Annotated in this window: 23 protein-coding genes; 15 read left to right on the forward strand and 8 right to left on the reverse strand. The window is 70.2% G+C overall.

Going from position 1 to position 23727, the window contains the following annotated elements; translation table 11 throughout:
• Positions 1-156: 156 nt before the first annotated feature.
• The 7 genes from ITJ69_RS01820 (at position 157) to ITJ69_RS01850 (ending at position 9358) form a co-directional block, all read left to right on the forward strand.
• Entirely contained in the window at positions 157-3831 is a 3675-nt protein-coding gene (locus tag ITJ69_RS01820; protein ID WP_194671802.1) for a S8 family peptidase, read from the forward strand.
• Positions 3832-3994: 163 nt separating this feature from the next.
• Positions 3995-4159: a hypothetical protein gene (locus tag ITJ69_RS01825; protein ID WP_159573348.1), complete on the forward strand. Its 165-nt coding sequence runs from the start codon at positions 3995-3997 to the stop codon at positions 4157-4159.
• A gap of 113 nt (positions 4160-4272) precedes the next feature.
• On the forward strand, positions 4273-5568 hold the full coding sequence (locus ITJ69_RS01830; RefSeq protein WP_194671803.1) for an adenylosuccinate synthase: 1296 nt from the start codon (positions 4273-4275) through the stop codon (positions 5566-5568).
• A gap of 2 nt (positions 5569-5570) precedes the next feature.
• Positions 5571-6131 (forward strand): low molecular weight phosphatase family protein, encoded by a 561-nt coding sequence (locus ITJ69_RS01835; RefSeq protein ID WP_194671804.1) that lies wholly within the window; start codon positions 5571-5573, stop codon positions 6129-6131.
• Positions 6132-6376: 245 nt separating this feature from the next.
• Positions 6377-7351: a CPBP family intramembrane glutamic endopeptidase gene (locus ITJ69_RS01840; RefSeq protein WP_194671805.1), complete on the forward strand. Its 975-nt coding sequence runs from the start codon at positions 6377-6379 to the stop codon at positions 7349-7351.
• Positions 7338-8693: a sensor histidine kinase gene (locus ITJ69_RS01845; RefSeq protein ID WP_194671806.1), complete on the forward strand. Its 1356-nt coding sequence runs from the start codon at positions 7338-7340 to the stop codon at positions 8691-8693. The genes ITJ69_RS01840 and ITJ69_RS01845 overlap by 14 nt, the downstream gene beginning before the upstream one ends.
• Complete coding sequence (locus ITJ69_RS01850; protein ID WP_123937474.1) at positions 8690-9358, forward strand: response regulator; 669 nt, start codon at positions 8690-8692, stop codon at positions 9356-9358. The genes ITJ69_RS01845 and ITJ69_RS01850 overlap by 4 nt, the downstream gene beginning before the upstream one ends.
• Before the next feature lie 24 nt (positions 9359-9382).
• Here ITJ69_RS01850 and ITJ69_RS01855 read toward each other — a convergent pair whose 3' ends face one another.
• Positions 9383-9856: a hypothetical protein gene (locus ITJ69_RS01855; protein WP_194671807.1), complete on the reverse strand. Its 474-nt coding sequence runs from the start codon at positions 9854-9856 to the stop codon at positions 9383-9385.
• Positions 9857-9980: 124 nt separating this feature from the next.
• Between ITJ69_RS01855 and ITJ69_RS01860 the strand changes: the two genes are divergently transcribed.
• Positions 9981-10616, forward strand: coding sequence for a TetR/AcrR family transcriptional regulator (locus ITJ69_RS01860; RefSeq protein WP_194671808.1), 636 nt, complete (start codon positions 9981-9983; stop codon positions 10614-10616).
• 207 nt (positions 10617-10823) lie between these two features.
• Positions 10824-11285 carry a GNAT family N-acetyltransferase gene (locus ITJ69_RS01865; RefSeq protein ID WP_131881139.1) on the forward strand — a complete coding sequence of 154 codons (462 nt, stop codon included), beginning with the start codon at positions 10824-10826 and terminating at the stop codon, positions 11283-11285.
• Here ITJ69_RS01865 and ITJ69_RS01870 read toward each other — a convergent pair.
• On the reverse strand, positions 11240-12337 hold the full coding sequence (locus tag ITJ69_RS01870) for a BLUF domain-containing protein (RefSeq protein ID WP_131881137.1): 1098 nt from the start codon (positions 12335-12337) through the stop codon (positions 11240-11242). The two genes, ITJ69_RS01865 and ITJ69_RS01870, sit on opposite strands and share 46 nt — an antisense overlap.
• Before the next feature lie 224 nt (positions 12338-12561).
• On the opposite strand from ITJ69_RS01870, the gene ITJ69_RS01875 reads away from it, so the two are divergent.
• Entirely contained in the window at positions 12562-13287 is a 726-nt protein-coding gene (locus ITJ69_RS01875) for a hypothetical protein (RefSeq protein WP_131881135.1), read from the forward strand.
• 29 nt (positions 13288-13316) lie between these two features.
• Here ITJ69_RS01875 and ITJ69_RS01880 read toward each other — a convergent pair whose 3' ends face one another.
• Positions 13317-14033 (reverse strand): TetR/AcrR family transcriptional regulator C-terminal domain-containing protein, encoded by a 717-nt coding sequence (locus tag ITJ69_RS01880; protein WP_323742898.1) that lies wholly within the window; start codon positions 14031-14033, stop codon positions 13317-13319.
• A gap of 230 nt (positions 14034-14263) precedes the next feature.
• Here ITJ69_RS01880 and ITJ69_RS01885 point away from each other — a divergent pair, with 230 nt between their 5' ends.
• From ITJ69_RS01885 to ITJ69_RS01895, 3 genes are all read left to right on the forward strand, one after another.
• Entirely contained in the window at positions 14264-15073 is an 810-nt protein-coding gene (locus ITJ69_RS01885) for a DUF2382 domain-containing protein (protein WP_194671810.1), read from the forward strand.
• Positions 15074-15178: 105 nt separating this feature from the next.
• Entirely contained in the window at positions 15179-15946 is a 768-nt protein-coding gene (locus tag ITJ69_RS01890; RefSeq protein WP_194671811.1) for a mechanosensitive ion channel family protein, read from the forward strand.
• Positions 15947-16048: 102 nt separating this feature from the next.
• Positions 16049-16489, forward strand: a complete 441-nt coding sequence (locus ITJ69_RS01895) for a YsnF/AvaK domain-containing protein (protein WP_194671812.1) — start codon at positions 16049-16051, stop codon at positions 16487-16489.
• A gap of 35 nt (positions 16490-16524) precedes the next feature.
• On the opposite strand, the gene ITJ69_RS01900 is transcribed toward ITJ69_RS01895, so the two are convergent.
• Positions 16525-16992: a MarR family winged helix-turn-helix transcriptional regulator gene (locus ITJ69_RS01900; protein ID WP_228504484.1), complete on the reverse strand. Its 468-nt coding sequence runs from the start codon at positions 16990-16992 to the stop codon at positions 16525-16527.
• Positions 16993-17109: 117 nt separating this feature from the next.
• Between ITJ69_RS01900 and ITJ69_RS01905 the strand changes: the two genes are divergently transcribed.
• Both ITJ69_RS01905 and ITJ69_RS01910 read left to right on the forward strand, forming a co-directional pair.
• Positions 17110-17712 (forward strand): hypothetical protein, encoded by a 603-nt coding sequence (locus ITJ69_RS01905; protein WP_111086138.1) that lies wholly within the window; start codon positions 17110-17112, stop codon positions 17710-17712.
• 31 nt (positions 17713-17743) lie between these two features.
• Positions 17744-18730 carry a signal peptidase I gene (locus ITJ69_RS01910; protein WP_194671813.1) on the forward strand — a complete coding sequence of 329 codons (987 nt, stop codon included), beginning with the start codon at positions 17744-17746 and terminating at the stop codon, positions 18728-18730.
• A gap of 27 nt (positions 18731-18757) precedes the next feature.
• On the opposite strand, the gene ITJ69_RS01915 is transcribed toward ITJ69_RS01910, so the two are convergent.
• From ITJ69_RS01915 to ITJ69_RS01930, 4 genes are all read right to left on the reverse strand, one after another.
• The gene (locus ITJ69_RS01915; protein WP_194671814.1) at positions 18758-19369 is read right to left on the reverse strand and encodes a hypothetical protein; all 612 of its coding nucleotides are present in this window, start codon (positions 19367-19369) and stop codon (positions 18758-18760) included.
• A 79-nt stretch (positions 19370-19448) separates the two neighbouring features.
• Complete coding sequence (locus tag ITJ69_RS01920) at positions 19449-20501, reverse strand: BLUF domain-containing protein (RefSeq protein ID WP_131880651.1); 1053 nt, start codon at positions 20499-20501, stop codon at positions 19449-19451.
• A gap of 106 nt (positions 20502-20607) precedes the next feature.
• Positions 20608-22332 carry a glycosyltransferase gene (locus ITJ69_RS01925; protein WP_194671815.1) on the reverse strand — a complete coding sequence of 575 codons (1725 nt, stop codon included), beginning with the start codon at positions 22330-22332 and terminating at the stop codon, positions 20608-20610.
• Positions 22329-23498: a hypothetical protein gene (locus tag ITJ69_RS01930; protein ID WP_194671816.1), complete on the reverse strand. Its 1170-nt coding sequence runs from the start codon at positions 23496-23498 to the stop codon at positions 22329-22331. Before ITJ69_RS01930 ends, ITJ69_RS01925 begins: the two co-directional genes overlap by 4 nt.
• Positions 23499-23727 lie beyond the last annotated feature (229 nt).

Below are 23727 nucleotides of genomic sequence, written 5' to 3' on the forward strand. Positions count from 1 at the left end.
CCATCGTAATAACGTGCACACGTGTGTGCAACTTAACAGGAAGACCGGCCCTCGAACGGGGGTGTCCCCCAAAGTGCGGACTGCCCTTTCTGAATGTAAGCGCATAACTTCACAGCAATCTCATGCGAACCACGGACTGAGCCTGGAGTGCCCTCTTTGAACCGTGCAACACCGAACCACGACCCGAACCCGACCCCGAACTCCCATCGCATCGCACGCGTCCTGACCGCCGGCATCGCCGCCGTGGCCCTGACGTGCGGCGGCCTCGCAGTCGGGGGCGCGGCCTCCGCAGCTCCGGCCGGGGTGTCGGTGGCCGACCTGAAGCTCTCCGCACCACTGCGCGACGCCAAGCCCACCAAGACCGTCGCCGCCTTCGTGCGCACGACCGGCCAGGGTGCCCTCGAGGTGGACGCGAACGCGAAGGGCGGTGACCTGACCAAGTCGAAGACGCAGTCCTCGGCAGCGAAGAGCCGCGTCAAGGCGATCGAGTCGACGACCGCGGCCGTCCGCGCCGCCGTGAAGCGCGCCGACGCCGACTCCACCGAGCTCTACTCGACCGAGTACACCGTCCCCGGTGTCGCGGTCGTCGCCGACGTCTCCGCGCTGCAGGACATCGCGAAGCGTTCCGACGTCGAGAGCATCATCCCGCTCACGCCGAAGAAGATCGTCGAGCCGACGGTCAACGCCGACGCGAGCGCCGCACCGTCCGGTGTGGACCCGAGCCTCGTGAAGCCGGGCGCCGACGGCGTCTCGCCGAAGAACGCCGCGAGCGACGTCTACACGCGCTCGCTCAACGCCTGGCAGCAGACCGGGCACACCGGCAAGGGCGTCAACGTCGCCGTCCTCGACACCGGCCTCGACTACACGCAGGCGGACTTCGGCGGACCCGGCACCACCGCGGCCTACCAGCAGGCCCTGGCGAACGCGAGCTCCGGCGCCCCGGACCCCAGCCTGTACGACGCGTCGAAGTTCCTCGGCGGGTACGACTTCGCCGGTGCGACGTACAACGCCGACCCGGACGCCGAGGGCTACGACCCGGTGCCGGCTCCGGACGACAACCCCATCGACGGCAAGGGCGGCGACCACGGCACGCACGTGTCCGGTTCGATCGCGGGCTACGGCCTGACCGCCGACAAGCAGCAGTTCGACGGCGACTACACCAAGCTCACCACGCAGCAGGTGCAGGACATGTGGATCGGTCCGGGCACCGCGCCCGAGGCCGGCCTCTACGCCCTGAAGGTGTTCGGTGACGGCGGCGGTTCCACTGACGTCACGGGTGCCGCGCTCGACTGGGTGGGCCAGGCGCTCACCGAGGGCAAGGACATCAACGTCCTGAACCTGTCGCTCGGCTCCGACTACGGCGCACCGGACGACCCCGACAACGCCAAGATCGACGCGCTGACCGCACGCGGCGTCCTGCCCGTGATCGCCTCCGGCAACGCCGACGACTTCACCGACATCGGTGGCTCGCCGGGCAACGCCGAGGGTGCGCTCACCGTCGCCGCGAGCGCCACCGGTCAGTCGCTGTACGACGGCGTGCAGGCCACGGCCCCCGCGAACGTCGCGAAGACCTACCGGTCGCAGTACTCGCAGAACTTCACGGGCACGCTGCCGGTCGAGGGTGACGTCGTCGTCCCGACCAGCAACATCGACGGCTGCGCCGCGTTCAGCGCCGCCGACGCCGCGAAGATCGCGGGCAAGGTCGTCTGGCTGAAGTGGACGGACGGCGCGCTCGAGTGCGGCTCCGGTGTGCGCTTCAACAACGTCCAGGCCGCCGGCGGCGTCGGCGTGCTCCTCGCGGGCACGATCAACACCTTCGACTCGGGCATCGCCGGAAACGCGACCATCCCCGGAGCCGAGCTGACGCTGGACGCCGCCACGAGCCTCCAGGCAGCTGCCAAGGCGGGGACCCTGCACGTGCGCCTCGCGGACGAGCTCAAGGGCTTCGAACTCGCCACCGACCCGGAGGCCGTGAACACGCTCGCCGCGTTCACCAGCCGGGGCGTCCACGGGTCGTTCAACGACATCGTCAAGCCGGACATCGCCGGCCCCGGGGTCAACGTGATCTCGGCGGCCAACGGCACCGGTGACGGCCGCATGTCGATGAGCGGCACCTCGATGGCCACGCCGGACGTCGCGGGCATCGCGGCGCTGACCTTCCAGGCGCACCCGGAGTGGAGCGCACCGCAGGTCAAGGCGGCGCTCATGAACACGGCGACGCACGACGTCAAGGACGGCTCCCGATCGGCGACCCTGCTCCGGCAGGGCACCGGCCGCGTCGACGCCCTGCAGGCCGTGACCGCCGGCACCACCGTGCGGAGCGTCGAGAACGACCTGCTCGTCACCGCCTCGTTCGGTGTCGTCGAGGTCTCGAGCGCGACGACCGAGAGCCGCACCCTGCAGATCGCGAACACCGACGGCGTCGCGCACACCTACGACGTGGCCTACCAGCCGCAGGTGTCGCAGCCCGGCGTGACGTTCGCGCTCAACACGAAGCGGGTCACCGTCCCGGCGAACCGCACCGCGACGGTGAAGCTCACCTTCACGATCGCCGATCCGACGAAGCTCCGCCGCGTCATCGACCCCACCCAGGAGTCGGTGCAGCAGGGCTACCAGCGCGAGTTCGTCAGCGCCGCCTCGGGCATCGTGGCGTTCACGCCGACCGACACGACCGCGGTGCCGCTGTGCGTCGGTGCGTACCTCGCACCGAAGCCCGTCAGCTCCGTGCAGGGTCGTTCCACCGTCGCCTTCACCGGCCCGGGCAAGTCGGCCGACCTGACGCTCAAGGGACGCACCGTCGACCAGGGCGGCCTGACGACCGGCTACCACGCCGCCGTCGCACCGTTCGTGCTCGGCGGGACCGACCCGGTCGAGTCGTTCCCGGCCGGCTCGGCGGAGCGCTCGCTGCAGGCGGCGGACATCCGCTCCTACGGCGCGAGCTACGACAAGGCCTCGGACACGATCGCGTTCGGCATCCAGACGGCCGGTCCCGACGCCAACCCCGGCGCCGTGACCAACGTCGAGGTGCTCATCGACACGAACCGTGACGGCGAGCCCGACTACCTGGTCTACAACGCCAAGTCCGCCGCGGTGGACGCGACTTTCGCGACGACGATCGACCTGGCCAAGGCCGCGTCGGACGACCCGGACGTCGACCCGGTCGTCGACGTCCAGCCGCTGAACGGCGGGGCACCCGGCCAGGACGTCAACACCTTCGACAGCTCGGTGAAGGTGCTCACGACCACGGGTGCGCTGATCGGTGCGAAGGGGGCGTTCACCTACTCGGTCCTCACCGAGTCGGCGTACGCCCCGGGTGCCGCGACCACCGGTTCGTCCGTGGTGGACGAGACGAAGAGCGCCTCGTTCGACCCGTCGAAGCCGGCACTGTCCTTCGCGCAGGGCCGCAGCACCGGCGTCCTGTTCGCCGACTCCGGCGCCCTCCGAGTCACCCGAGCGTCGGGTGTCACGAAGGCCACCGTGCTGCTCCTGCACCTCGGCAACGCGTCGGGCAAGCAGGCCGGCACGTCGACGATCTCGGTGACCCCGCCCACGCTCGCGCTCGCCGCGGGCAGCAAGGTGACGGTCAGCGGGACGGCGAAGGTCGGCTCGAAGTTGTCGGCCAACCACGGCAAGTGGAGCACGACGAAGGCGACGTACAAGTACCAGTGGCTCCGCGACGGCAAGGTCGTCAAGAAGGCCACCGCTGCGACGTACAAGCTCGGCACGTCCGACGCGGGACACAAGTTCTCCGTCAAGGTGACCGCGCACGCCTCGGGCTACAAGGACGGCACCGCGACGTCCAAGCCGACCGCGAAGGTCGCGCGCAAGTAGTGGCCGCGAGCGCGTCCGCGCGCCGCACACGGTGAGCAGAAGATGTCGGGTCCCGCGTTCGGACCCGACATCTTCTGCTCGCGAAGCGAGGTCCGGCGGGCCGCAGACGCGGAATCAGGACAGGTAGTTAGACAAACTAGTTACTCGATGCCAGGGTTGCAGCATGCAGAACACGCTGAGCCAGCTCCGGGCCAACCCGACCGAGTGGCGCCGCCGGGGGCTCACCCCGCCCGACGTCGTCCAGGCGATGATCGAGCAGCGTCTCGCCGAGCCCGGCTACTCGCAGCCCGTCGGCGACCCGTCGTACCAGGACTTCTTCCGCGCCTGAGCGCTGACCGCTTGCATGCGCCAGGTGGCGCGGAGGTGGCCGTCCGATAGACTCGGGTGGACCACCGGCCCGCCTGGTCGCGTGAGGTCCTCCGCCAACGTGAGGAGAACCAGATGCCCGCAGCAGTCATCATCGGAGCCCAGTGGGGCGACGAGGGCAAGGGGAAGGCCACCGACCTCCTCGGCTCCCGCATCGACTACGTCGTGAAGTTCAACGGCGGCAACAACGCCGGCCACACCGTCGTCGTCGGCGGCGAGAAGTACGCGCTGCACCTGCTGCCCTCCGGCATCCTCACGCCCGGCGTCACGCCGATCATCGGCAACGGCGTGGTCGTCGACCTCGAGGTGCTGTTCCAGGAACTCGACGCGCTGAAGGCCCGCGGCGTCGACACCTCGAAGCTGCTCGTGTCGGCGAACGCCCACCTCATCACGCACTACCACCGCACCATCGACAAGGTGACGGAGCGGTTCCTCGGCAAGCGCCAGATCGGCACCACCGGTCGCGGCATCGGCCCGTCCTACGCCGACAAGATCAACCGCGTCGGCATCCGCATCCAGGACATCTTCGACGAGAACATCCTGCGTCAGAAGGTCGAAGCGGCCCTCGACCAGAAGAACCACCTGCTCGTCAAGGTGTTCAACCGCCGCGCGATCGACGCCGAAGAAGTGGTCGAGTCGCTGCTGTCCTACGCCGAGCGCCTGCGCCCGATGGTCGCGGACACCGCCCTCGAGATCCACCGGGCACTGGAGCGCGGCGACACCGTCCTGTTCGAGGCCGGTCAGGCGACCATGCTCGACGTCGACCACGGCACCTACCCGTTCGTGACGTCGTCGTCGGCGACCGCCGGTGGCGCAGCGACCGGTTCCGGCATCGGCCCGGGCAAGCTCGAGCGCATCATCGGCATCGTCAAGGCGTACACGACCCGCGTCGGTGCCGGTCCGTTCCCGACCGAGCTCTTCGACGAGTCCGGCGAGTTCCTGCGCGCCAACGGCTTCGAGTTCGGCACCACCACGGGCCGTCCGCGCCGCTGTGGTTGGTACGACGCCCCGATCGCCCGGTACACCGCGCGCATCAACGGCGTGACCGACTTCGTGCTGACCAAGCTCGACGTGCTGACCGGGCTCGAGACGATCCCCGTCTGCGTCGCGTACGAGGTCGACGGCGTCCGCGTGGACGAGGTCCCCGTGAACCAGTCGGACTTCCACCACGCGAAGCCCGTCTACGAGGAGTTCCCCGGCTGGACCGAGGACATCACCGGCGCCCGCTCGTTCGACGACCTGCCGAAGAACGCGCAGGACTACGTGCTCGCGGTCGAGGCGATGTCCGGCGCGCGGATCTCCGCGATCGGTGTCGGTCCGGGCCGCGACGCCATCGTCGTCCGGCATGACCTGCTCGGCGCCGGCGCCTGACGATGCGGGTCCTGTTCGTCTGCAGCGGCAACATCTGTCGTTCACCGCTCGGCGCGCAGGTCCTGACGGCGCGACTCGGCCCGGACGCTGCGGCGTTCGTGGTCGAGTCCGCCGGCACCATCGCCGACGACGGTGCCGCGATGGACGGCGCCGCCGCGGCACAGTCCGTCCGGCTCGGCGGTGACCCGTCGGGGCACGGCTCGCGCTACCTGACGGCCGCGATCGTCGAGGAGGCCGACCTGGTGCTGACGGCCGAACGGTCGCACCGCGCGGCCGTGGTGTCGCTCGCACCCCGGGCGACGAAGCGGGCGTTCACCATCAAGCAGTTCGCGCGGGTGCTCGCGGGGCTCGAGCCCGGTGACCTGGCCGACGTGCACTCGCCCGAGGCCCTGGTCGAACGGGTGGCACGCCTACGCGGCACCGTCCCGCCGCCGATCGACCCCGCGGACGACGACGTCGACGACCCCTACCGCCGGTCCGAGGCGACCCACGCTCGGGTCGCCGACGAGATCGACGCCGCGCTCGCGCTGATCGCCGACGCCCTCCGGGCCGCGCTGCGCTGACCTACGCTGTGCCCCGCCTCGCACGGTGCGGGCTTGTTCGTCCGGTGCGAGGTTGGTGGCTCGGTGCGGTGTTGTAGCGGCGCACGGAGCGGTCAACCTCGCACGGGCCGGGGGACACCGCACCGTGCGCCGCAGCCGCGCCGCCGCCACCGCCACCGCCACCACCTGCATCCTTCGATGCAAGTCCGGCAGGTGCATCCCGAAGCCGGTCGTTCCGCGACCCCACAGTTCCTAGCGTCGTGTGCATGACGAACACCACCGAAGTCCGGCCCACCTCCGGCGCCACTCCGCAGGAGCGTGGGGGAGTCAGCGGCGTCATCGCCCGGCACCCGCTCGCGTCCTTCTTCACCCTCGCGCTCGGCCTCAGCTGGCTGGCGTGGATCCCGTACATCCTGTCGCCGCACGGCCTGGGCGTGTGGGACCTGCACTTCCCCGAGGTCCTCGGCACCGCGCAGTTCACCGGCGTGCTGCCCGGAGCGCTGCTCGGCCCGTTGGGCGGCGCGTTCATCGTCACCGCGGTCGCCGACGGCCGTCCGGGGCTGCGTCGCTGGGTCGGTCGGTTGTTCCGTTGGCGGGTCGCCTGGTACTGGTACGCCCTGGCGCTCGTCGTCGTGCCGGCCGTGATCGTCGCGTCCGCGCTGCCCTTCGCCGGCGGTGACGTGCGTGCTCCCTCGGCGCTGGCGTTCGCCGCCCTGGTGCCCGGCCTGCTCATCCAGCTGTTCTCGACCGGCCTGAGCGAGGAGCCCGGCTGGCGCGACTTCGCCCTGCCCCGGCTGCAGCACCGCTTCGGCGGGCTCGGAGCCGCTGCGATCCTCGGTCCGATCTGGGCGCTCTGGCACATGCCGCTCTACCTGAGCGACTGGGGCGGGTGGCCGAACGCACACTGGAGCGAGCCCGTGGTCTTCGCCCTGTTCACGATCACGTTCAACGTCGTGATGATCCAGGTGTTCAACAAGACCGGCGAGAGTCTGCCCCTGGCCCTGCTGCTGCACGTCGGCGTGAACAACACGATCTCGACGCTGTTCCCGGAGATGTACCCGAGCATGACCGCCGGCACGCTGATGATCGGCCTGACCATCACCTCGACCGTCGCTGCCGCGGTGCTCCTCGTCGTGACCCGCGGCCGCCTGGGCTACGACCCGGCTCGCCGCGCGCTGCCGATCGATGCCCCGGTCCCCGCCCGCACCCGCCTCGTAGGATCACACGATGGCCTCCGCTGACCCGCGCACGCGCACGTCGCGCGACGGTGACCCGCGCACCCGCGACCGCCGCGTCGACGTGCTCGTCGCCCTCGGCACGGCCGTCGTGGCCCTCGGCCTGCTGCTCGGCCTGCCGCCGCTCGACGCCCTCGAGCCGGACGGCCCCGCCCTAGCCCTGCGGGTCCCGGCGCCGTTCACCGCCGCGTGGGCCGTACTGGCGATCAGCCTGCTGGTCCAGTCCGCCGCCCTGCTCGCCGCCCGTCGGGCACCACGGACCGTGCTCGTCGCGGTGTCCGCGCTGCCGGTACTGGTCGCCGCGCTCGCTCCGCAGTCGCTCGACCTGTTCGGCCTCACCGCGCTGCCAGTCGTCGTCGCCGTCGTCCTCGCCGCACTCCGCGTCCCGCTCGCTCGCCTGTGGCCGACGCTGTTGGTCGCCGCCGCGCTCGTGGCAGCAGGCAGCACGGTCCTGTCCGCGGTCGCCGGCGGAGCGCTCCGGGGTGACGTCACGCAGGGACTGTCCGGCGCACTCGGCCAGGGCGTCCTGCAGGCCGTCGGCGCCGTCGGGCTCCCGCTCCTGGTCACCCTGCTGGTGCGGTCCCGCCGCGAGGTCCGCGCCGCCCGCACCGCCGAGGCGAGCGCGGTCTTCCGCGAGCAGGACGCCCTGGTCGACGCCGCGGTCTCCCGCGAACGGGCCGCCATGGCCCGCGAGCTCCACGACATCGCCGCCCACCACCTGTCCGGCATCGCCCTGATGGCCGCCGTGATCGACCGGCAGATCGACAGCGACCCGGAGCGCGCGCACGAGGGTGCCCGTCAGGTGCGGGAGCAGAGCACCGCCGTCCTCGACGACCTGCGCCGCCTGGTCGGGCTGCTGCGCGAGGACGTCCCCGCCGAACGCGCGGTCGAGACGGTCGCCGGCATCGTCGACCTGGTCGAGCGTGCCCGGTTCCGCAGCGACGTGCGCCTCGACGTGCTCGCTGGTGACCACCAGCGCGGAGCGCAGACGCTGGCCGACGGCGTCGGCCCGCTCGCGCAGCTCGCCGCCTACCGGACGGTGCAGGAGGCCCTGGCCAACGCCGCCCTGCATGCCCCGTCCGCCCCGTGCACGGTCACCGTCGACGACCGCGACCCGACCCGGGTGGTGATCCGGGTGGAGAACGCACCGGCCGCCGCTCCGGCAGCGCCGACCTCACCATCGGGCGGCAACGGCCTGCGGGGGATGCGCGAGCGGGCGGACCTGGTGGGGGCGAGCCTCCAGACCGGTCCCACCGCCACCGGCGGATGGCTGGTGGAGCTGGCGCTCGGACGGGAGGCACCTGCCGCACCCGCGCAGGCCGCCGACGGTGGCGAGGTGGTCGCGTGATCCGCGTGCTGGTGGCGGACGACCAGCCGCTGGTCCGTGCCGGGGTGTCCGCGCTCCTCGGCGCGGAGGCCGACATCGAGGTGGTCGGCGTGGCCGCCGACGGCGGCGAGGCGCTCGCGCTGGCACGCTCGTTGCGACCCGACGTGGCCTGCCTGGACATCCGGATGCCGGTGGTGAACGGCATCGAGCTCGCGCGGCTGTTCTGCGCTCCCGACGCCGACCCGGCGATCCCGGTGCTGATGCTCACGACGTTCGACCTGGACGACTACGTGTTCGGTGCGCTCGAGGCCGGTGCCTCCGGGTTCCTGCTGAAGGACGCCGAGCCGGACACCATCGTCGACGCCGTGCGCCAGGTCGCCGCGGGGAACGGGACGCTCGACCAGGCCCTGACCCGGCGGGTGCTGCGCGAGTTCGTGTCGCGGCGGAGCCTGCAGCCGGTGTCGGGGGACCGGGCCGACGGGGTGCTCACCGCCCGCGAACGTGAGGTCCTGCTGCTGCTCGCGCAGGGGATGTCGAACGAGGAGATCGCGGTCGCACTCGTGCTCGAGGTCTCGACCGTCAAGTCGCACCTGGCGCGGATGCTGCCGAAGCTCGGTGTGCGGTCGCGGTTGCAGGCCGTGGTGTGGGCGTACCAGAACCGGATCGTGGCGGTCCCCGAACCGTAGGGCGAGCGTGGTGCGTGCCGGGCGTCAGCCGGTGGTGAGCGGCTCGGCGGCGCCGGGGACGACGAGGCGCCAGACGTCGTCCTCGGGGTCGGCCTTCGTCAGGTAGAGGCGGAAGCGGCCCTCGTCCTCGAGGACGTCGCCGTCGAAGTACTCGACGGGTTCGCCACTCGTCTCGCACTGGTCCGAGGTGCTGATGACCTGGATGGTGTGGCCGGGGTCGTCGCCCTTCGACACGTCGGTGACCGACGCGTCGTAGACGTCGTAGACGCCCTGGAACTCGACGGTGCGGCCGGTCTTGTCGACCTCCGCATCGACGACGAGGTCAGCAGCTGCACGGCGTTCGGCCGGAGTGTCGAGTGCGATGCGCGAGGCACACGCCACGCTCTTCTCCTCGGTGTCCCGGCGGGGCTGGACCCGGCCCTCCGCATCGCACCCCGCGAGCCCGCCGGTGACCACCAGGGCCAGCACCACGACCGGTACGATCCGTCCCCACTGCATGGGATGAGTATCGCTCGCAGGTCGATTGGTGGGAAGTGTCGTGGCCGGATCGTGCTGGTCCGTTTTGCGCGCGATCCCCGTTCGGGGGCTTGGGTGGGACCGGTGTGCCTGGTGGGGTGTATGCATGCACATCGAATCATCGCGCCGGACCTCGGACGATGCTGCCCTCCGATCGGCCGTCGTGGACGGGATGATCACGGCACTGCGGACACGTCCGCTCCACGAGGTGACCCCGGCCGAGGTCGCGGACCACGCCGGCCAGGACGTCGACGTGGTCGAGCGGACGTTCCCCAGCTGGGACGGTCTGCTCCTGGCCACCATCGACCACTGGAACGAGCAGCGCACCGCACCGCTCATGCCACTCGCCGAACGGTTCGGGACGGTGCCGTTCCTGCGTGCGATCGTGACCGCGAACATCGCCGACCCGTCCCTGATGCGCTTCCTCACCGCCACCCTGAACATCGCGGCGTCACCGGAGCACCCGCTCGCGCCGATGTTGCACGCGCGGTGGCGCCGCTTCCACGCCTTCGTGCAGGACTCCCTGCAGCGCGACAGCCTGCTCGGTCGCGAGCCGAGCACCATGGAGCCGTCGCGCGGCGCCGAGCAGCTGCTCGCGACCTACGAGGGACTGCAGCTGCAATCCATGGTGCGCCCCGAGATGGACCTGCTCGAAGCGTTCGACCGGGCAGTCACCCGGTTGCGCGAGGGATGGTCCCGCGAGTACGTCGCCCCCGTGTGGGACCTCGACCTGGTGAGCTGACCCGGACCTACCACACGCCACGGACCACGGACGCTAGGGCGTCCGAGGGCAGACGCCAGCCGTCTGCACGCGCCGCCGCTCGATTCGGGTTCGAGCGGAAGTGCGCACACCGTGCCGCCGCTCGATTCGGGTTCGAGCGGCGGCACGCACACCGATCACCCACGGGGCACCCGCGACGACGCGGCGCCGGGCGAGGAACACACCACGATGCAGCACCTGACGTTCTCGGTCGCGGCCGAGCCCTTCGACCACGAGGACGCCGTCCGGCTTCGCGCCGCGGCGCGGATCGAGGTCGACCGGATCTACGGCCGCCCGGCCGACCGTGGCCGTCCGCTGACCGAGGCGACCGCCGCCGTGCACGTCATCGCCCGCGACCCCTCCGGTCTGGCACTCGGTAGCGCGTCGCTCAGTGCCGCGGGAGACGGGGTCTTCGAGATCCGGCGGCTGTTCGTCCGACCGGACTCCCGCGGGCAGGGCGTCGGCGACCTGCTGGTGCTCGAACTGCTCGCGCAGGCCGAAGAGCTGCAGGCGCCGGCGGTCGTCGCCGAGTTCGGCGTGCTGCAGCCGCACGCCGCCGCGCTGTTCAGCCGGAACGGGTTCGTGCGGATCCAGCCGTTCGGGCCCTACCGCGACGACCCTGAGTCGGTCTGCTTCTCGCGGGCGTTGTGATCGCCCGTGCCCTCGACCGGGATCTCGAAGAGGTCCGTGTGCCGGTAGTCCTCGGCCCACCCCCGCCGCAGCCGTGACGCCGCACGGTCGAAGGACGCGATGATGTCGAACCCCTCGATGAGGAGCGACTGGATCCGCAGACCGTCGTAGAGCGCGAGGAGCTGCTCGGTGGCACGCGCGGGATCCATGGTGGCCGGTTCGTGACCGACCCGGATGTCCCGCTCGAGTGCTTCCCGGACGGTCCGACGGAACCGGAGGTACAGGGTGCGGTAGTACTCCGCGCCCTCGTGCCCGGGGTCGGTGCTCGAGGCGAGCGTCGAGGCGAGCAGTCGCATCAGCGCCGGTTCCTCCGAGTACGCCACGACCAGCGCGTGCAGGTAGGCGACCGCGCCGTGCGTGTCCGCGATCGGCCGCAGGGGCCGTGACACGGAGCTCGACCACCGGTCGACCGTTGCCGTCAGCAGGCTCTCGCGGGTGGGGAAGTGGGTGCGCAGCTCGTCGACGGTCATCTCGGCCCGGGCGGCGACGGTGTCGACGTCGACCTGCTCGACCCCGGTGTCGTGCAGCGCCGTGATCGTCGCGTTGACGATCCGGGTGCGCAGCTCGATGCCGTCGTCGCCGAGCTGGTTCGTCAGCGGCGCCAGGGGATGCTTCCGGAACCACTCCAGCAGGGCAGTCGCGCGGGACGTCCCGGTGGCGGGGTCGGGCGCATGCCCGTCGGCGAAGAGGTCGAGGAACCCCGGGATCTCCTTGATCAACGGGTCCGCCGGTTGGAACGCCATCGACCACTCCGGGAAGGACCGCGTCGTGACGGTGTCCGCGGCGACCTGGCGCACGTTGGTGTGACGGGGGTCCTGACGGATGCCCTCGAACCGTTCCCGCACGACCTCGTCGTCGCCCTCGATGATGCCGATGCAGTTGCTCCCCTGGTGGGCGAGTATCCCCGTGATGCCCAGCTGCAGGTTCTTCTCGCGACCGACCACCAGGATCTCGGCGAGTTCCTCGTCCGTGACCGGTCGGCTCATCGTGCTCACGTACACCAACGACAGCATGTGGCCCCTGTTCCTCGAAGCGAGCTTGTGTTCCACACAGTGGCGCACACCTGCCCCGATGGCAAGGCGTGCCGATCGCGTCGCGCTCCGCCTGTCGTCTGTGGCCCGTGGCCGGCGCGCAAGGTGGATGGCGCGGTGTCCTGGCGGTGGGCCGCTGCCTACGCTGGAGGAACCGGACACCGACCGGGTCCCGGTCGGTGAAGGTGCTCGGAAGAGGTGGGGCAGTGTCACGGACGAAGTCGTTGCGCCGCGCTGCGTTCAGGTTCCCGTCGCGCAGTGCGCGCGTCGTCGAGTTCGTGTTCCGTCGCCTCGACGCGACCGGGGACTTCTACCCGGACGACGCGATGGAGGGCACGGTGCCCGGCCCGGACCCGGATCGCGTGGTGTTCGTGGGTGAGCGGGGCGAACTGTCGCTCGGCGTCCGCACCCACGAGCTCTCGCTCCCCGCGTTCTTCGCTCGGCACCGGGCAGCACGGACCGCGCGCGGCGTCTCCTGGAAGATGCTCCCCGCACCTTCGGCGAGTGTCCGGGAACTCCCATCCGTCATCGCCGCCCACCGCGAGGACCTGGGGCGGTGCGACCTCGTCGTCGTGTTGGTCGGCATCACGGATGCGCTCCGGGTCCTGCCGACGAGGGTGTGGGAACAACGCGTCCGCGACACGATCGCTGCCCTGCGCGAAGTGGTGCCCGTGGATGCCGAGGTCGTCATCGGTGAGATCCCACCCCTCGACAACGCCGGGAGTCTGTCCCGGCCGGCTCGGCTCGCAGCCGGGGTGCACGGTCGTCGCCTCAACGCGCGGACTCGACTCGTCGTCGAAGCCTGTCCACGGGTGCGCGCAGTCGGGTTCCCGGACGAGCTGACGCGGTCGGTGTGGCGGCCCGAGTCGGACGAGCACCGGTACCGCGACACGTACAAGGTGTGGGGTGGGCACCTCGACGCCCACGTCTGACGGCCGCGTCGCCGGACCGCGATCGCGGGTCATTGCGACAGTTCGCGGTCCAGTCGGTCGAGGAGTGCCTCGAGGGAGACCTCGAACTCCTCGTCGCTGCGGTCCTCGCTCAACAACGTGCGGAGTCGGCGGACCTCCGGTGCGACGTCGAGGGACGTGTTGCCGTCGCCCTCGGGGATGGCGGCGCCTCCTTCGTCGAGCGGTTCCTCGGCTGGGCCTGCTTCGGCACCGCTGACCACTGACTGCAGGAGGAGCTGGCCGAGCAGGAAGCTGCTGAACGCTCGGTACGCGTTGACCGCCTGGGCGTCCGTGAAGCCGTTCCCCGTCAGCGCGGTCAGGAACGTGTTGACGACCTCGACGCTCCGCAGCGGCGGGCGGAGCCAAGGGGCTGCAGGGTGGCGGGTCGCCACCAGCGGGAACGCCTTCGGGTGGTCCGTGGCGATCTGCCGGACGGCATGGGCGACCGTTTGCAGGAACCCTTGCCAGTGTGCTTCCTCGGCCTCGGTGAGCTGCGAGGTGAGATCCCGCATCAGTGAGGCGACGACGCCTTCGAGCAGGTCTTCCTTCCCGTGCACGTAGTGGTACAGGGACATCGCCTCCACGCTGAGCTCCTGCGCGAGTGACCGCATGGACAGTCCCTGGGGACCTGACCGATCGATCTGGTGCAACGCGGTCTCGACGATGAGGTCACGGCTGAGCCTCGGTGCGTTCGTCTCGGAACGGTTCGCCCTCGATCGTGCTGCCACGGCTGATCTCCCTGCCGATCCGCGGTTCGTGGCTGACAACGGGCGCTGCGCCGAGTTCGCGGCCGACAAACCCACGCTATCGCGACTTACGATGTAAGCTCCCGCCGGGCTTACGCCGTAAGTCCACGAGGTGGTGGTCTCCGCCGATCGAGCGGGCCGTGCGCCGCCGTCACCTCGGATCCACTCCGCATCGAACCCCAGGCGACCTGCCGGGGAAGAGGAGCACCACCATGATCGACAGCAGCAGCATCAACGACCTCACGGGCGCCGACGTCTACGGGAGCGACGACGCCAAGATCGGCACGGTCGGCCAGGTCTACGTCGACAACGACACCCAGGCTCCGACCTGGGTGACGGTGCGGACCGGGCTCTTCGGCACCTCGGAGTCGTTCGCACCCTTGAACGACGCGACGTTCGAAGCCGGCGCCGTCCACGTCGCCTACGAGAAGTCCTTCGTGAAGGACGCCCCGCGGGTCGACGCCGACGGGGCGCTCAGCGCGGACGAGGAGCAGTCGCTCTACTCCTTCTACGGCAACCCGTCGAGCGCGTCGGTGGATGCGGGTCTGTACGACCAGGACGCCGACCGGAGCACGGACTCCGCCGACGTCCAGGGACACGACACGTCCGGTCCGACGACGGACGACGCCATGACCCGCTCCGAGGAGCGGCTGCACGTGGGTACCGAGCGGATCGAGTCCGGCCGTGCCCGTCTGCGCAAGCACATCGTCACCGAGCAGGTCACCAAGACCGTGCCCGTCAGCCACGAGGAGGTCACCCTCAGCCGTGAGCCGATCACCGACGCGACCGCCGACGATGCCTTGTCGGGGCCCGCACTGAGTGAAGAAGAACACGAGGTCGTGCTCACCGAGGAGCGCGTCGTCACCGCCAAGGAGACGGTCCCGGTCGAGCGCGTCCGGCTCGGCACCGAGACCATCGCCGGCGAGCAGGAGGTCACCGAGGACGTCGCGCACGAGGAGATCGTCCTCGACGACACCGCCGTGACCGACGAGACCATCGCGGACCGCGACGCCCGTTCCTGATCGTGCTGGGCGACGGCCGCTCGGCGACAGCCGGACGTCCGTCGCCAGCACAGGACGCCTCCTCTGCGCCCTGTCCACCCGACCCTCACCCGAAAGGCTCACCCCATGGACTTCCCCGCCGCTCTGCAGAACGGACTGGCCGCGGTCATCGCGTTCGTCCCGCTCGCGTTGCTCTTCCTGCTCATCCTCGTCGTCGGCCTGATCGTCGCGAAGCTCATCGAGAAGGGGCTCTCGCGTCTCCTCACCAAGGTCGGCTTCGACCGTGCCGTCGAACGCGGGGGCATCAAGAAGGCCCTCGCGAACTCGAAACTCGACGCCTCCGACATCGTGTCGAAGATCATCTACTACACGCTGGTGCTGTTCGTGCTCCAGTTCGCGTTCGGCGTCTTCGGGTCCAACCCGGTGAGTGATCTCCTCGCCGGCATCATCGGGTTCCTGCCGAAGATCATCGTCGCGATCATCATCATCGTGGTCGCCGCGGCGATCGCGGCCGGAGCGAAGGGCCTGATCCAGAACACGCTCGGTGGTCTCTCCTACGGCAAGCTGCTGGGCAACATCGTCGCGGTCTTCATCGTCTTCATCGGAGCGACCGCGGCGTTGAACCAGATCGACGTGGCCACCTCGGTCACCACCCCGCTCCTGATCGCGGTCCTGGCGATCATCGCCGGCGTCGTCATCGTCGGAGCCGGCGGCGGACTCATCAAGCCGATGCAGCACCGCTGGGAGGCGATCCTCGAGAAGGCCGAGGCCGAAGCCCCGAAGATCCAGCAGCACGCCCAGCGTGCGCCGTCCGTCGTCGAGCAGGCAGAAGAGGCTGCCGGGAAGGCCAAGCGAGCTGCCTCGCCGACGACCAGTTCCCATCGCTCGAACTGAGCGCGCCCTGTGTGTCGGCCCCGCTCACCATGGGCGGGGCCGAGGGCCATCCCCGCACTCCCGTGTTCGCTCGGGACCGTGCCCCCAGCATCGGAGAAGACCATGACCTCCCGCCACGCACCGCGCGACGCTCCGGGTGGTGACGACCGGACGGACCAGTTCGACGTGGTCCGACGCGAAGAGCGACTCGTCATCGGCACCGAACGCCACGCCATCGAACGGGTCCGGCTCGAGCGGGTCATCGTCACCGAGCAGCGGACCATCACAGTGGACGTCAGTCACGAGGAGATCCGACTCGTCCGTGAGTCGATCGGGGGCCCGGTACCGGTGTCGGGCGGCACCACGGACACCGTCCACGAACCGATCGTCGTGGTCCTCCGCGAGGAACAGATCACGGTCTCGACAGCAGTCGTCCCGGTCGAGCGCGTCACCCTGACGACCCACACCGTCACGGAGGAGCACCGCGTCGAGGCGGGGCTCCGGCGGGAGGAGATCGACATCGTCACGTCGCACCGCCGGGCCGGAGGAGCTCCACTCCCGTGAGTCGCGTGGGGGACGCGTGAGGGAGTCGGTCGTCCTCAGTCGACGCTGGCTTCGCGGAAGGCGTGCGACACGCGTTCGGTGAAGTGGATGAACACATCCGTGCTCTCCGGCGGCAAGGACTGCCGGAGTGCCCGGCGGTAGGCGGCCCGGAGCGTCCCGACCACCGCGAACCCGTCGGCGCTCAGCTCGATCCGCACGCTCCGGCGGTCGTCCGGGTTGCGGACACGATCGAGCAGGCCTCGCTTGGTCAGACGGTCGAGCAGAGCGGTGACGGCTCCCGTCCCCATCTCCAGGTACCCGCCGAGTTCCTTCGGCGTGCGGTCGTCGTCGACTGCGCCGAGGAACTTCAGCGCGCGGAGGTCGACCGGGTTCAGGTCGTGCGTGACTGCGAGGTGCTGCATCAGGTGCGCGTGCTCGACCTGAGCGCTGTAGAACGCGGCGACCGCCTCGTCCAGCAGACGATCCTGGTCGGCGTCACTCATCGGAGGAGGGCTCGCGCTCATGGTTCCATCTTAGACGAGATCCGTTTGGGACAAAAATTGACTTGAACGAATTTGTAGGCGTATGGTTCACCTAGCTCGAAATTCGAGTCAAGTCCCAACCTGAACGGATCTCCTCTCATGCGTCGCCCGAACCGCACCATCGCCCGTGTCGCCACCCTCGCCGTCATCCCGGCTGCCCTGCTCGCCGCCGGTGTCGCCGTGTCCACCGCGTCGTACTCGGCGTTCTCGGCCACCTCGTCGGACGACGCCAACAACTGGTCGATGGGATCGGTGGCGCTGAGCAACGACGCATCGAACGGTGCGCTCTTCGCTGCGTCGAACCTCAAGCCCGGTTCCACCGGGACGAACTGCATCGCCGTCACCTCGACCGGCTCGCTCCCCAGTGCAGTGAAGCTCTACGCCACGAACGTGCAGCAGACCAAGGCGCTGGCCTCGTACGTCACCCTGCAGGTCAAGCAGGGCAGCGGTGGAGGCTACGGCACGTGCAACGGCTTCACGGCGGCGGCCGGGTCCGACGGTCTCCTGTACAACGACTCCCTCGCGTCGTTCGCGTCCACCCGAACGAGCTACGCCACCGGCGTCGGGACGTGGAAGCCCACCGGCGACAAGTCGGAGACCAAGACCTACCAGATCACCTACACCGTCTCGTCGGATGCCCCGGCCTCCCTGATGGGTGCCACCGCGAGCCTCGGGTTCACCTGGGAAGCGCAGAACTCCTGAGCGGCCGGGAGGACACGAGAGGAGGTCGGTCATGCGTCCGTCCGTGTGGGGTCGGTTCGCCGTGGTACTCGGCGCCCGGGGGATCCTGGCTGCCGTCCTCGGTCTCGTGTTCTGGGCTGTCGCTCCGATGGTCCTCGGCTGGCACACCACCACGGTGATGACCGGCTCCATGGAGCCGTCCCTGCACCCGGGTGACGTCGTGGTGAGCAAGACGGTCACCGCGGGAGAGCTCCGGAAGGGACAGGTGTTGCTCTTCGCCGACCCCGACCACGTCGGCACCCTCCGGCTGCACCGGTTCGACTCCCTCAACAGCGACGGAACCCTCACCACGAAGGGCGACGCGAACCCCTCCGCCGACTCCACACACATCTCCCGGTCCGCGGTCACGGGAGTCGGGTACCTCCGTGTCCCACTCATCGGCACACCCGTCCTCTGGGCTGCGGACCATCGAACGGGCCCGCTCGTCGCCCTCGGTTCGGCCCTCGTCCTCGTCGCTGGACTCGCCGTCCTGCCCGCCGTCGCAGATCCGAGCAGGACGACGGGGGCGTCCCGACGTGGGCCCCGGCATCGTCAGCAGGACCACCGGCCGTGGGCTGTCGGGGCACTCCTCGTCACTTCTGTCTGCACCGTCGCGGCGCTGGCGGTACCTGCTCCGGCGGCCGCCGCGGCCTTCGCCGCCACCGCCACCGCACCCAGCACGATGGCGACCGTGGCCGCGACCCCGGCCACTGCGCTGACGTGCACGTCGAACACGAACGGGTCGGTCACCATCGGGTGGAGCTACGACGGGGTGGCACCCGAGCGGTTCACCACGGTCATCGACGGCGTCGCGAGCAGCGACACCAGCGCCGGCACCGCCCGATCCACCACGATCAGCTCCTGGGACCTCTTCTCGTTCCGCACCTCCAGTGTCACCGTCCGCGCCGACGTCACCTCGACGTGGACGACGACCTCCGCCAGCAGCGTCCGCATCAGCACCGTCCGCTTCCTCGGACTCGGCCGCACCAGTTGCGCCTGACCCGATCCCGCCCTCGTGGGCGGGAGGTCACGACGTCCGCGAAGGCGCCACGCGGAGCCCGGTGGAGCGCCGCTCGAGATCGGCCAGCGCGCGGATGACCTCCGGATCCCGGTGCCGCCATCGGTCGACGACGTCGACGCCGAGCCGGCCGGCGGCGTTCCGGGACGTCAGCGCGCGGACGGCGAGCAACTCGGCTCCGTCCGGCTGCTGACCGAGGCGCTGTGTGAGCGTGGCGAGCCGGATGAAGCCGCCGCGGCACCGGATCCAGACCACCACCAGGACGATGATCAGCACCGCGGTCGACGAGGTACCCAGGAGGTGCGCCACGTGCAGCGTCTCCTGCTGCTGTTCTGCTCCGGCAGCCGCGATCCGCTGCGCGCTCTGGCTCGCGTCCTGCAGCGGTGCGCTGACCGACTTGCCGATGAACGGCACCTTCTCGAGTGCCGTTGCGGTGCTGCGCAACTGCTCCTGGAACGCGGTGCCCTGGTCGTGGACACGAGTTCCGATGTCGGCGAGGGCGCTGATCGATGCGGAGACCGCTCGCCCGAGCAGGACTGCAGCAACCACCCCGGCAGCCACGACGACATCGAGCAGCACCTGCCCTGCCGTGCGGATCGGACGTGCGTCGTAGAACACCATGGACAGGTCCTACCACTCGCGCGATGCTGTGCCTCTCGGCCATCGGCCCATGTGGAGTCGGCGGGGCCGGCCCCCGTCGTCAGGCGCTGGGGATCGTGGGCAGGTCCCAGTAGGCGGGTCGTTCGTAGTGTTCGGTCCAGCCCCGTCGCATGCGCGACGCGGCGCGGTCGAAGGCGTCGACGACGTCGGTGTCCGGTGTGAGGAGCGCCTGCAGGCGGATGCCGTCGTAGAGGGCGAGGAGCTGCTGTGCACCGCGGATCGGATCCATCGTGGCGGGTTCCCGCCCGGCACGGACGTCTTCGGCGAGGGCGGTGCGCACGGTCTCACGGAACTGGAGGTAGGCGGACCGGTAGTAGTCCGCTCCGTCGGTCGACGGGTCGGTCGACGTGGCGAGTGTGGACGCGATCAGGCGCATCAGGGCGGGTTCCTCGGCATGGGCGGCGAGGAGCGCGTGCAGGAACGCGATCGTGCCCTTCTCGGCGGCGAGGGGGAGCAGGGGAGCGGAGACTGCTCGGGTCCACCGCATCACGGTCGCGGCGAGCACGGCGTGCTGCGACGGGAAGAGCCCCAGGACCTCGGGGACGGTCATCCCCGCGCGTTCTGCGACGTCCTCGAGGGTGAACCGGGACGCGCCGCCGGCGTGGACAGCGGTGATCGCGGCGTTCAGGATCCGGGTTCGGGGGATCTCCTCGTCGGCCGCGTCCTGGTTCGTCAAGGGAGCGAGCGGGTGCTTCCGGAACCAGTCGAGCAGAGCACGCGCGCGGGACGCACCGAAGGTGGAGTCGTTGGGGCGGTTGGCGGTGAAGAGGTCGCTGAACCCCGGCACGTCGTGCAGCAACGGGTCGAGCGGCTGGAACGCCATCGACCAGTCCGGGAAGGACCGGTGTCGGATCGGCTCGTTGAGGAGCACTCGGACGTTGGTGTGGCGGGGATCGGCTCGGACCTGATCGAAGCGTTCAGCGACGACGTCGTCGTTGCCCTCGATGATGCCGATGCAGTTGTCGTCGCGGTGTGCGAGCATCCCGGTGACACCGAGGCGGGTGTTCTTCTCCCGGCCGACGGCGAGGATCTGCGCGAGTTCCGAGTCCGTGATCGGTCGGGTCTGCGTGCTGGTGTAGACGAGCGATCGCATGATGGTTTCCCCTCAGGTGCTGACATGACCGGACCGACCACAGCGTGCTCCACCTCGACCGCCGCGGCAACCCCCTGAACGGGAGACGCCGCGGCGACCGCAGTACTCACACGGATGACGTCTTGGTGAGACCGTGCTCCGTCTTCTCCCAGTAGTGGGGTCGGGTGATGAGCTGCCACAGGCCCTTGTAGGCGGCGACCGAGTGCAGCACCCAGTACGCGGGGTTCAGCAACGCCCAGAGCATCAGGTCGAACCGAGCGCGTTTGTACGGCCCCATCATGGTCAGGTAGATCATCGTGGCGTTGCCGAGCAGGAAGTCGAGCACGCACAGCCAGAGCACCGGGGCGGGGAACACCGAGGCCGTCCACGCCGTGGGCAGCACGAGCGTGGCGATCGTCACCGCGATGCCGGGCAGCATGCCGAGGAACGTCAACGGTGTCCCGGCGATGAGCAGCGCGAACGCAGCAGCCCGGCGCAGCCCGATCTCCCGCACGAGCGCACGGGGGCGCCGGGCGTGGACGAGGGCGGTCTGCATGTACCCCTTGATCCACCGCGACCGCTGCCGGACGAAGTTCGGGATCGAGGTGTTCGCCTCCTCCATCGTGGTCGAGTTGACGACGGAGACGCGGTACCCGACCGCGGACGCACGGATGCCCAGGTCGGCGTCTTCGGTGACGTTGTAGGGGTCCCAGCCACCGAGCTCACGCAGGAGCTCGGTGCGGAAGTGGTTCGAGGTCCCGCCCAGCGGGATCGGCAGGTTCCGGGCGTCGAGGCCGGCGAGCATGTAGTCGAACCAGTACGAGTACTCCAGCGTGAACATGCGCGTCAGGGCGTTCTCGTCGGCGTTGAAGTAGCTCAGAGCGGCCTGGACGCACACCGTGTCGGTGCCGGCCCGCTCGAACGTGGTGAACACCTTCTTGAGCTGGTCGGGGTCGGGGCGGTCCTCGGCGTCGTAGATGACCACGTACTCGCCGCGGGCGATCGCGAGGCCGACGTTGCAGGCGCGCGGCTTGGTCTGCGGCGCACCGGGAGGGACGATGACGATCCGCATCCAGGCCGGTGGATCAGCGTCGAGGACGGCCTGGCGTGTCTCGTGGTCCTCGGCCTCGACGAGGACCAGGACCTCGAGGCGGTCCTTCGGCCAGTCGAGGACCTCGAGGTTGCGGACGAGGTCGCCGACGATGTTCGCCTCGCGGAACACCGGGACCAGGACGGTGTACGTCGGCAGGGTGGTGTCGTCGAGCGCGGTGACGTCGGCCGCTGAGACCTGCTCGACGAGGTCGAAGCGGGCGCCGACCATGGAGACCCAGAACTTGAAGACGATGCCGGCCAGGAACCCGAGCGAGAGCACCGCGGTGACGATGGCGGCGGTCGTGCCCGGAGCGATCACCAGGCAGCCGGCGAACGCGAGCAGGGCGATGCCGCCGCCGACCTGTTGACCGCGGGACAGCACCGTGCGGGCGGACATGGCCGGGATCGTGCGAGCGAGGTCGTGTGCGGCGAGGTCCGCGACCTCGTCGTCCAGCTCCCACATGATGCGCTGGCGGACCTCGGCCTCATCGACCGCCCGGAGCACGACCGGCTCGCCGAACTCCTCGGTCAAGGCGGCCCGGAGCACGTCCGGGTCCGACCGGCCGCTGGTCAGGACGAGGACACCCTCGCGGATCCGTGCGGAGGCGACCCAGCCCTCGTCGACGTGCCGGCGGACCGAGCACCGGTGCGGCGGGCGCCAGTCGGACTCGCCGCCGCGGTGCCGGGCGGTCGTCTCGTCGATCGACGGGGTGTCGGTCTCGCTGGTGACGGCGGACGCACCGGACACGATGGCGGTCATGCGCCCACCGCCGAGATCAGGCCGTGCATCCACTCGGCGACGACCTCGCGTTCGAACGCCGCGGTCCACGCGAGCGGGATCTGGAGGGCGGCGAGCACCATGACGAGAGCGCTCGTGACCCGGCTGCTGACACGCGGGAGGATCGCGATCGCGACGGCGAGCATCGTGACGAACGTGTTGCCGGCGGTGGCGACCGGGATGAGCCCGATCGCGTAGCCGGCGAGGATCCCGGCGAACAGCGCGACCACGATGACGATCGCACCGGGTCGGTGCACGAGCAGGGCCAGGAGGCAGCCCGCGACGACCATCGCGAGGAGCAACAGCCCGTCGAACGAACCCACCAGGTGCTCGAGGCCGCTCAGCCGGGTGCTATCAGTGTGCACGGTGTTCCGCAGTGCCGCGAACGGGTCGCGGAGGACGAGCAGGTCGAGCACGGACATCGAGCCGATGACGGCGATGCTCGGGAACACGAGGACGAGCGTGTTTGCTCGGCGGATGCCCGGCTGTCCGTGCCGGGCGAGCTCCAGCAGCGGGGCGGTCAGAGCTGCGATGACGACGTAGACGAGGCCCATGGGGTCGACGAGCGTCGACACCATCAACGACAGGCCGGCACGGAACCCCGCCTGGGTGTCGCCGTACGAGAAGAACCGCACCATGTCGGCGATCGCGAGCGCGAACAGCGCGATGCCGAGGAAGGCCTGCAGGTCGTTGAGGGCGACGAAGGCGTAGAGCGGGTTCGCGCCGAGCGCGATCGTGAAGACGACCACCTTCCGCATCCGGAGACCGCGCCGGAGCATGGCCTGCGCCAGGAGTTGCAGCAGCACGCCCGCTGCGAGGCCGCCGAGGACCGCTGCACCGTGCACGCCGAACGGCAGGAACCGGAGCAGGACGCCGGAGAGCAGCGGGTAGAGCTGACCGACGGCCTGCACGACGCCGCCGTCGAGTGCCGCCGTCGCTCGGTCGAGGGTCGCCTGGTTGCCGGTGAGCTCCAGGAGCGGTGTGGTCGGGATCTCGATCGAGAGCACGGCGACCACGACGTAGGGCACGGCGAACGCGAGCCGGAGGAGCCACCGCGTCCACGCGCGGGGGAGCGGCCGGAGCGCCGATCGGTGCGGCGGCTCGGCCGACGACAGGACGGCGCTCAGACGCGGGACGGTGACGGTCATGCGCGCTCCTTCGGGTGGATGCGGACAGTGGAGCCCAGGCACCCATCACAGTCGGAGGACAGACGAATCGGTACACCCAGAACGGGGTACAGGCGAGTCCCCTAAAGTGAGGACCTCTGCGCGTCTCGTGAATGGGGGTGCCGCCGCGTCGAACCCGAATCGACACGCCGGCACCCACCGTGACCGCCCCACCCGAGGGAGGTCACCTTCGCTTGGTGCCAAAGCTCCG

It is taken from the genome of Curtobacterium sp. VKM Ac-2887 (assembly GCF_015350935.1).
Classification (GTDB): Bacteria; Actinomycetota; Actinomycetes; order Actinomycetales; family Microbacteriaceae; genus Curtobacterium.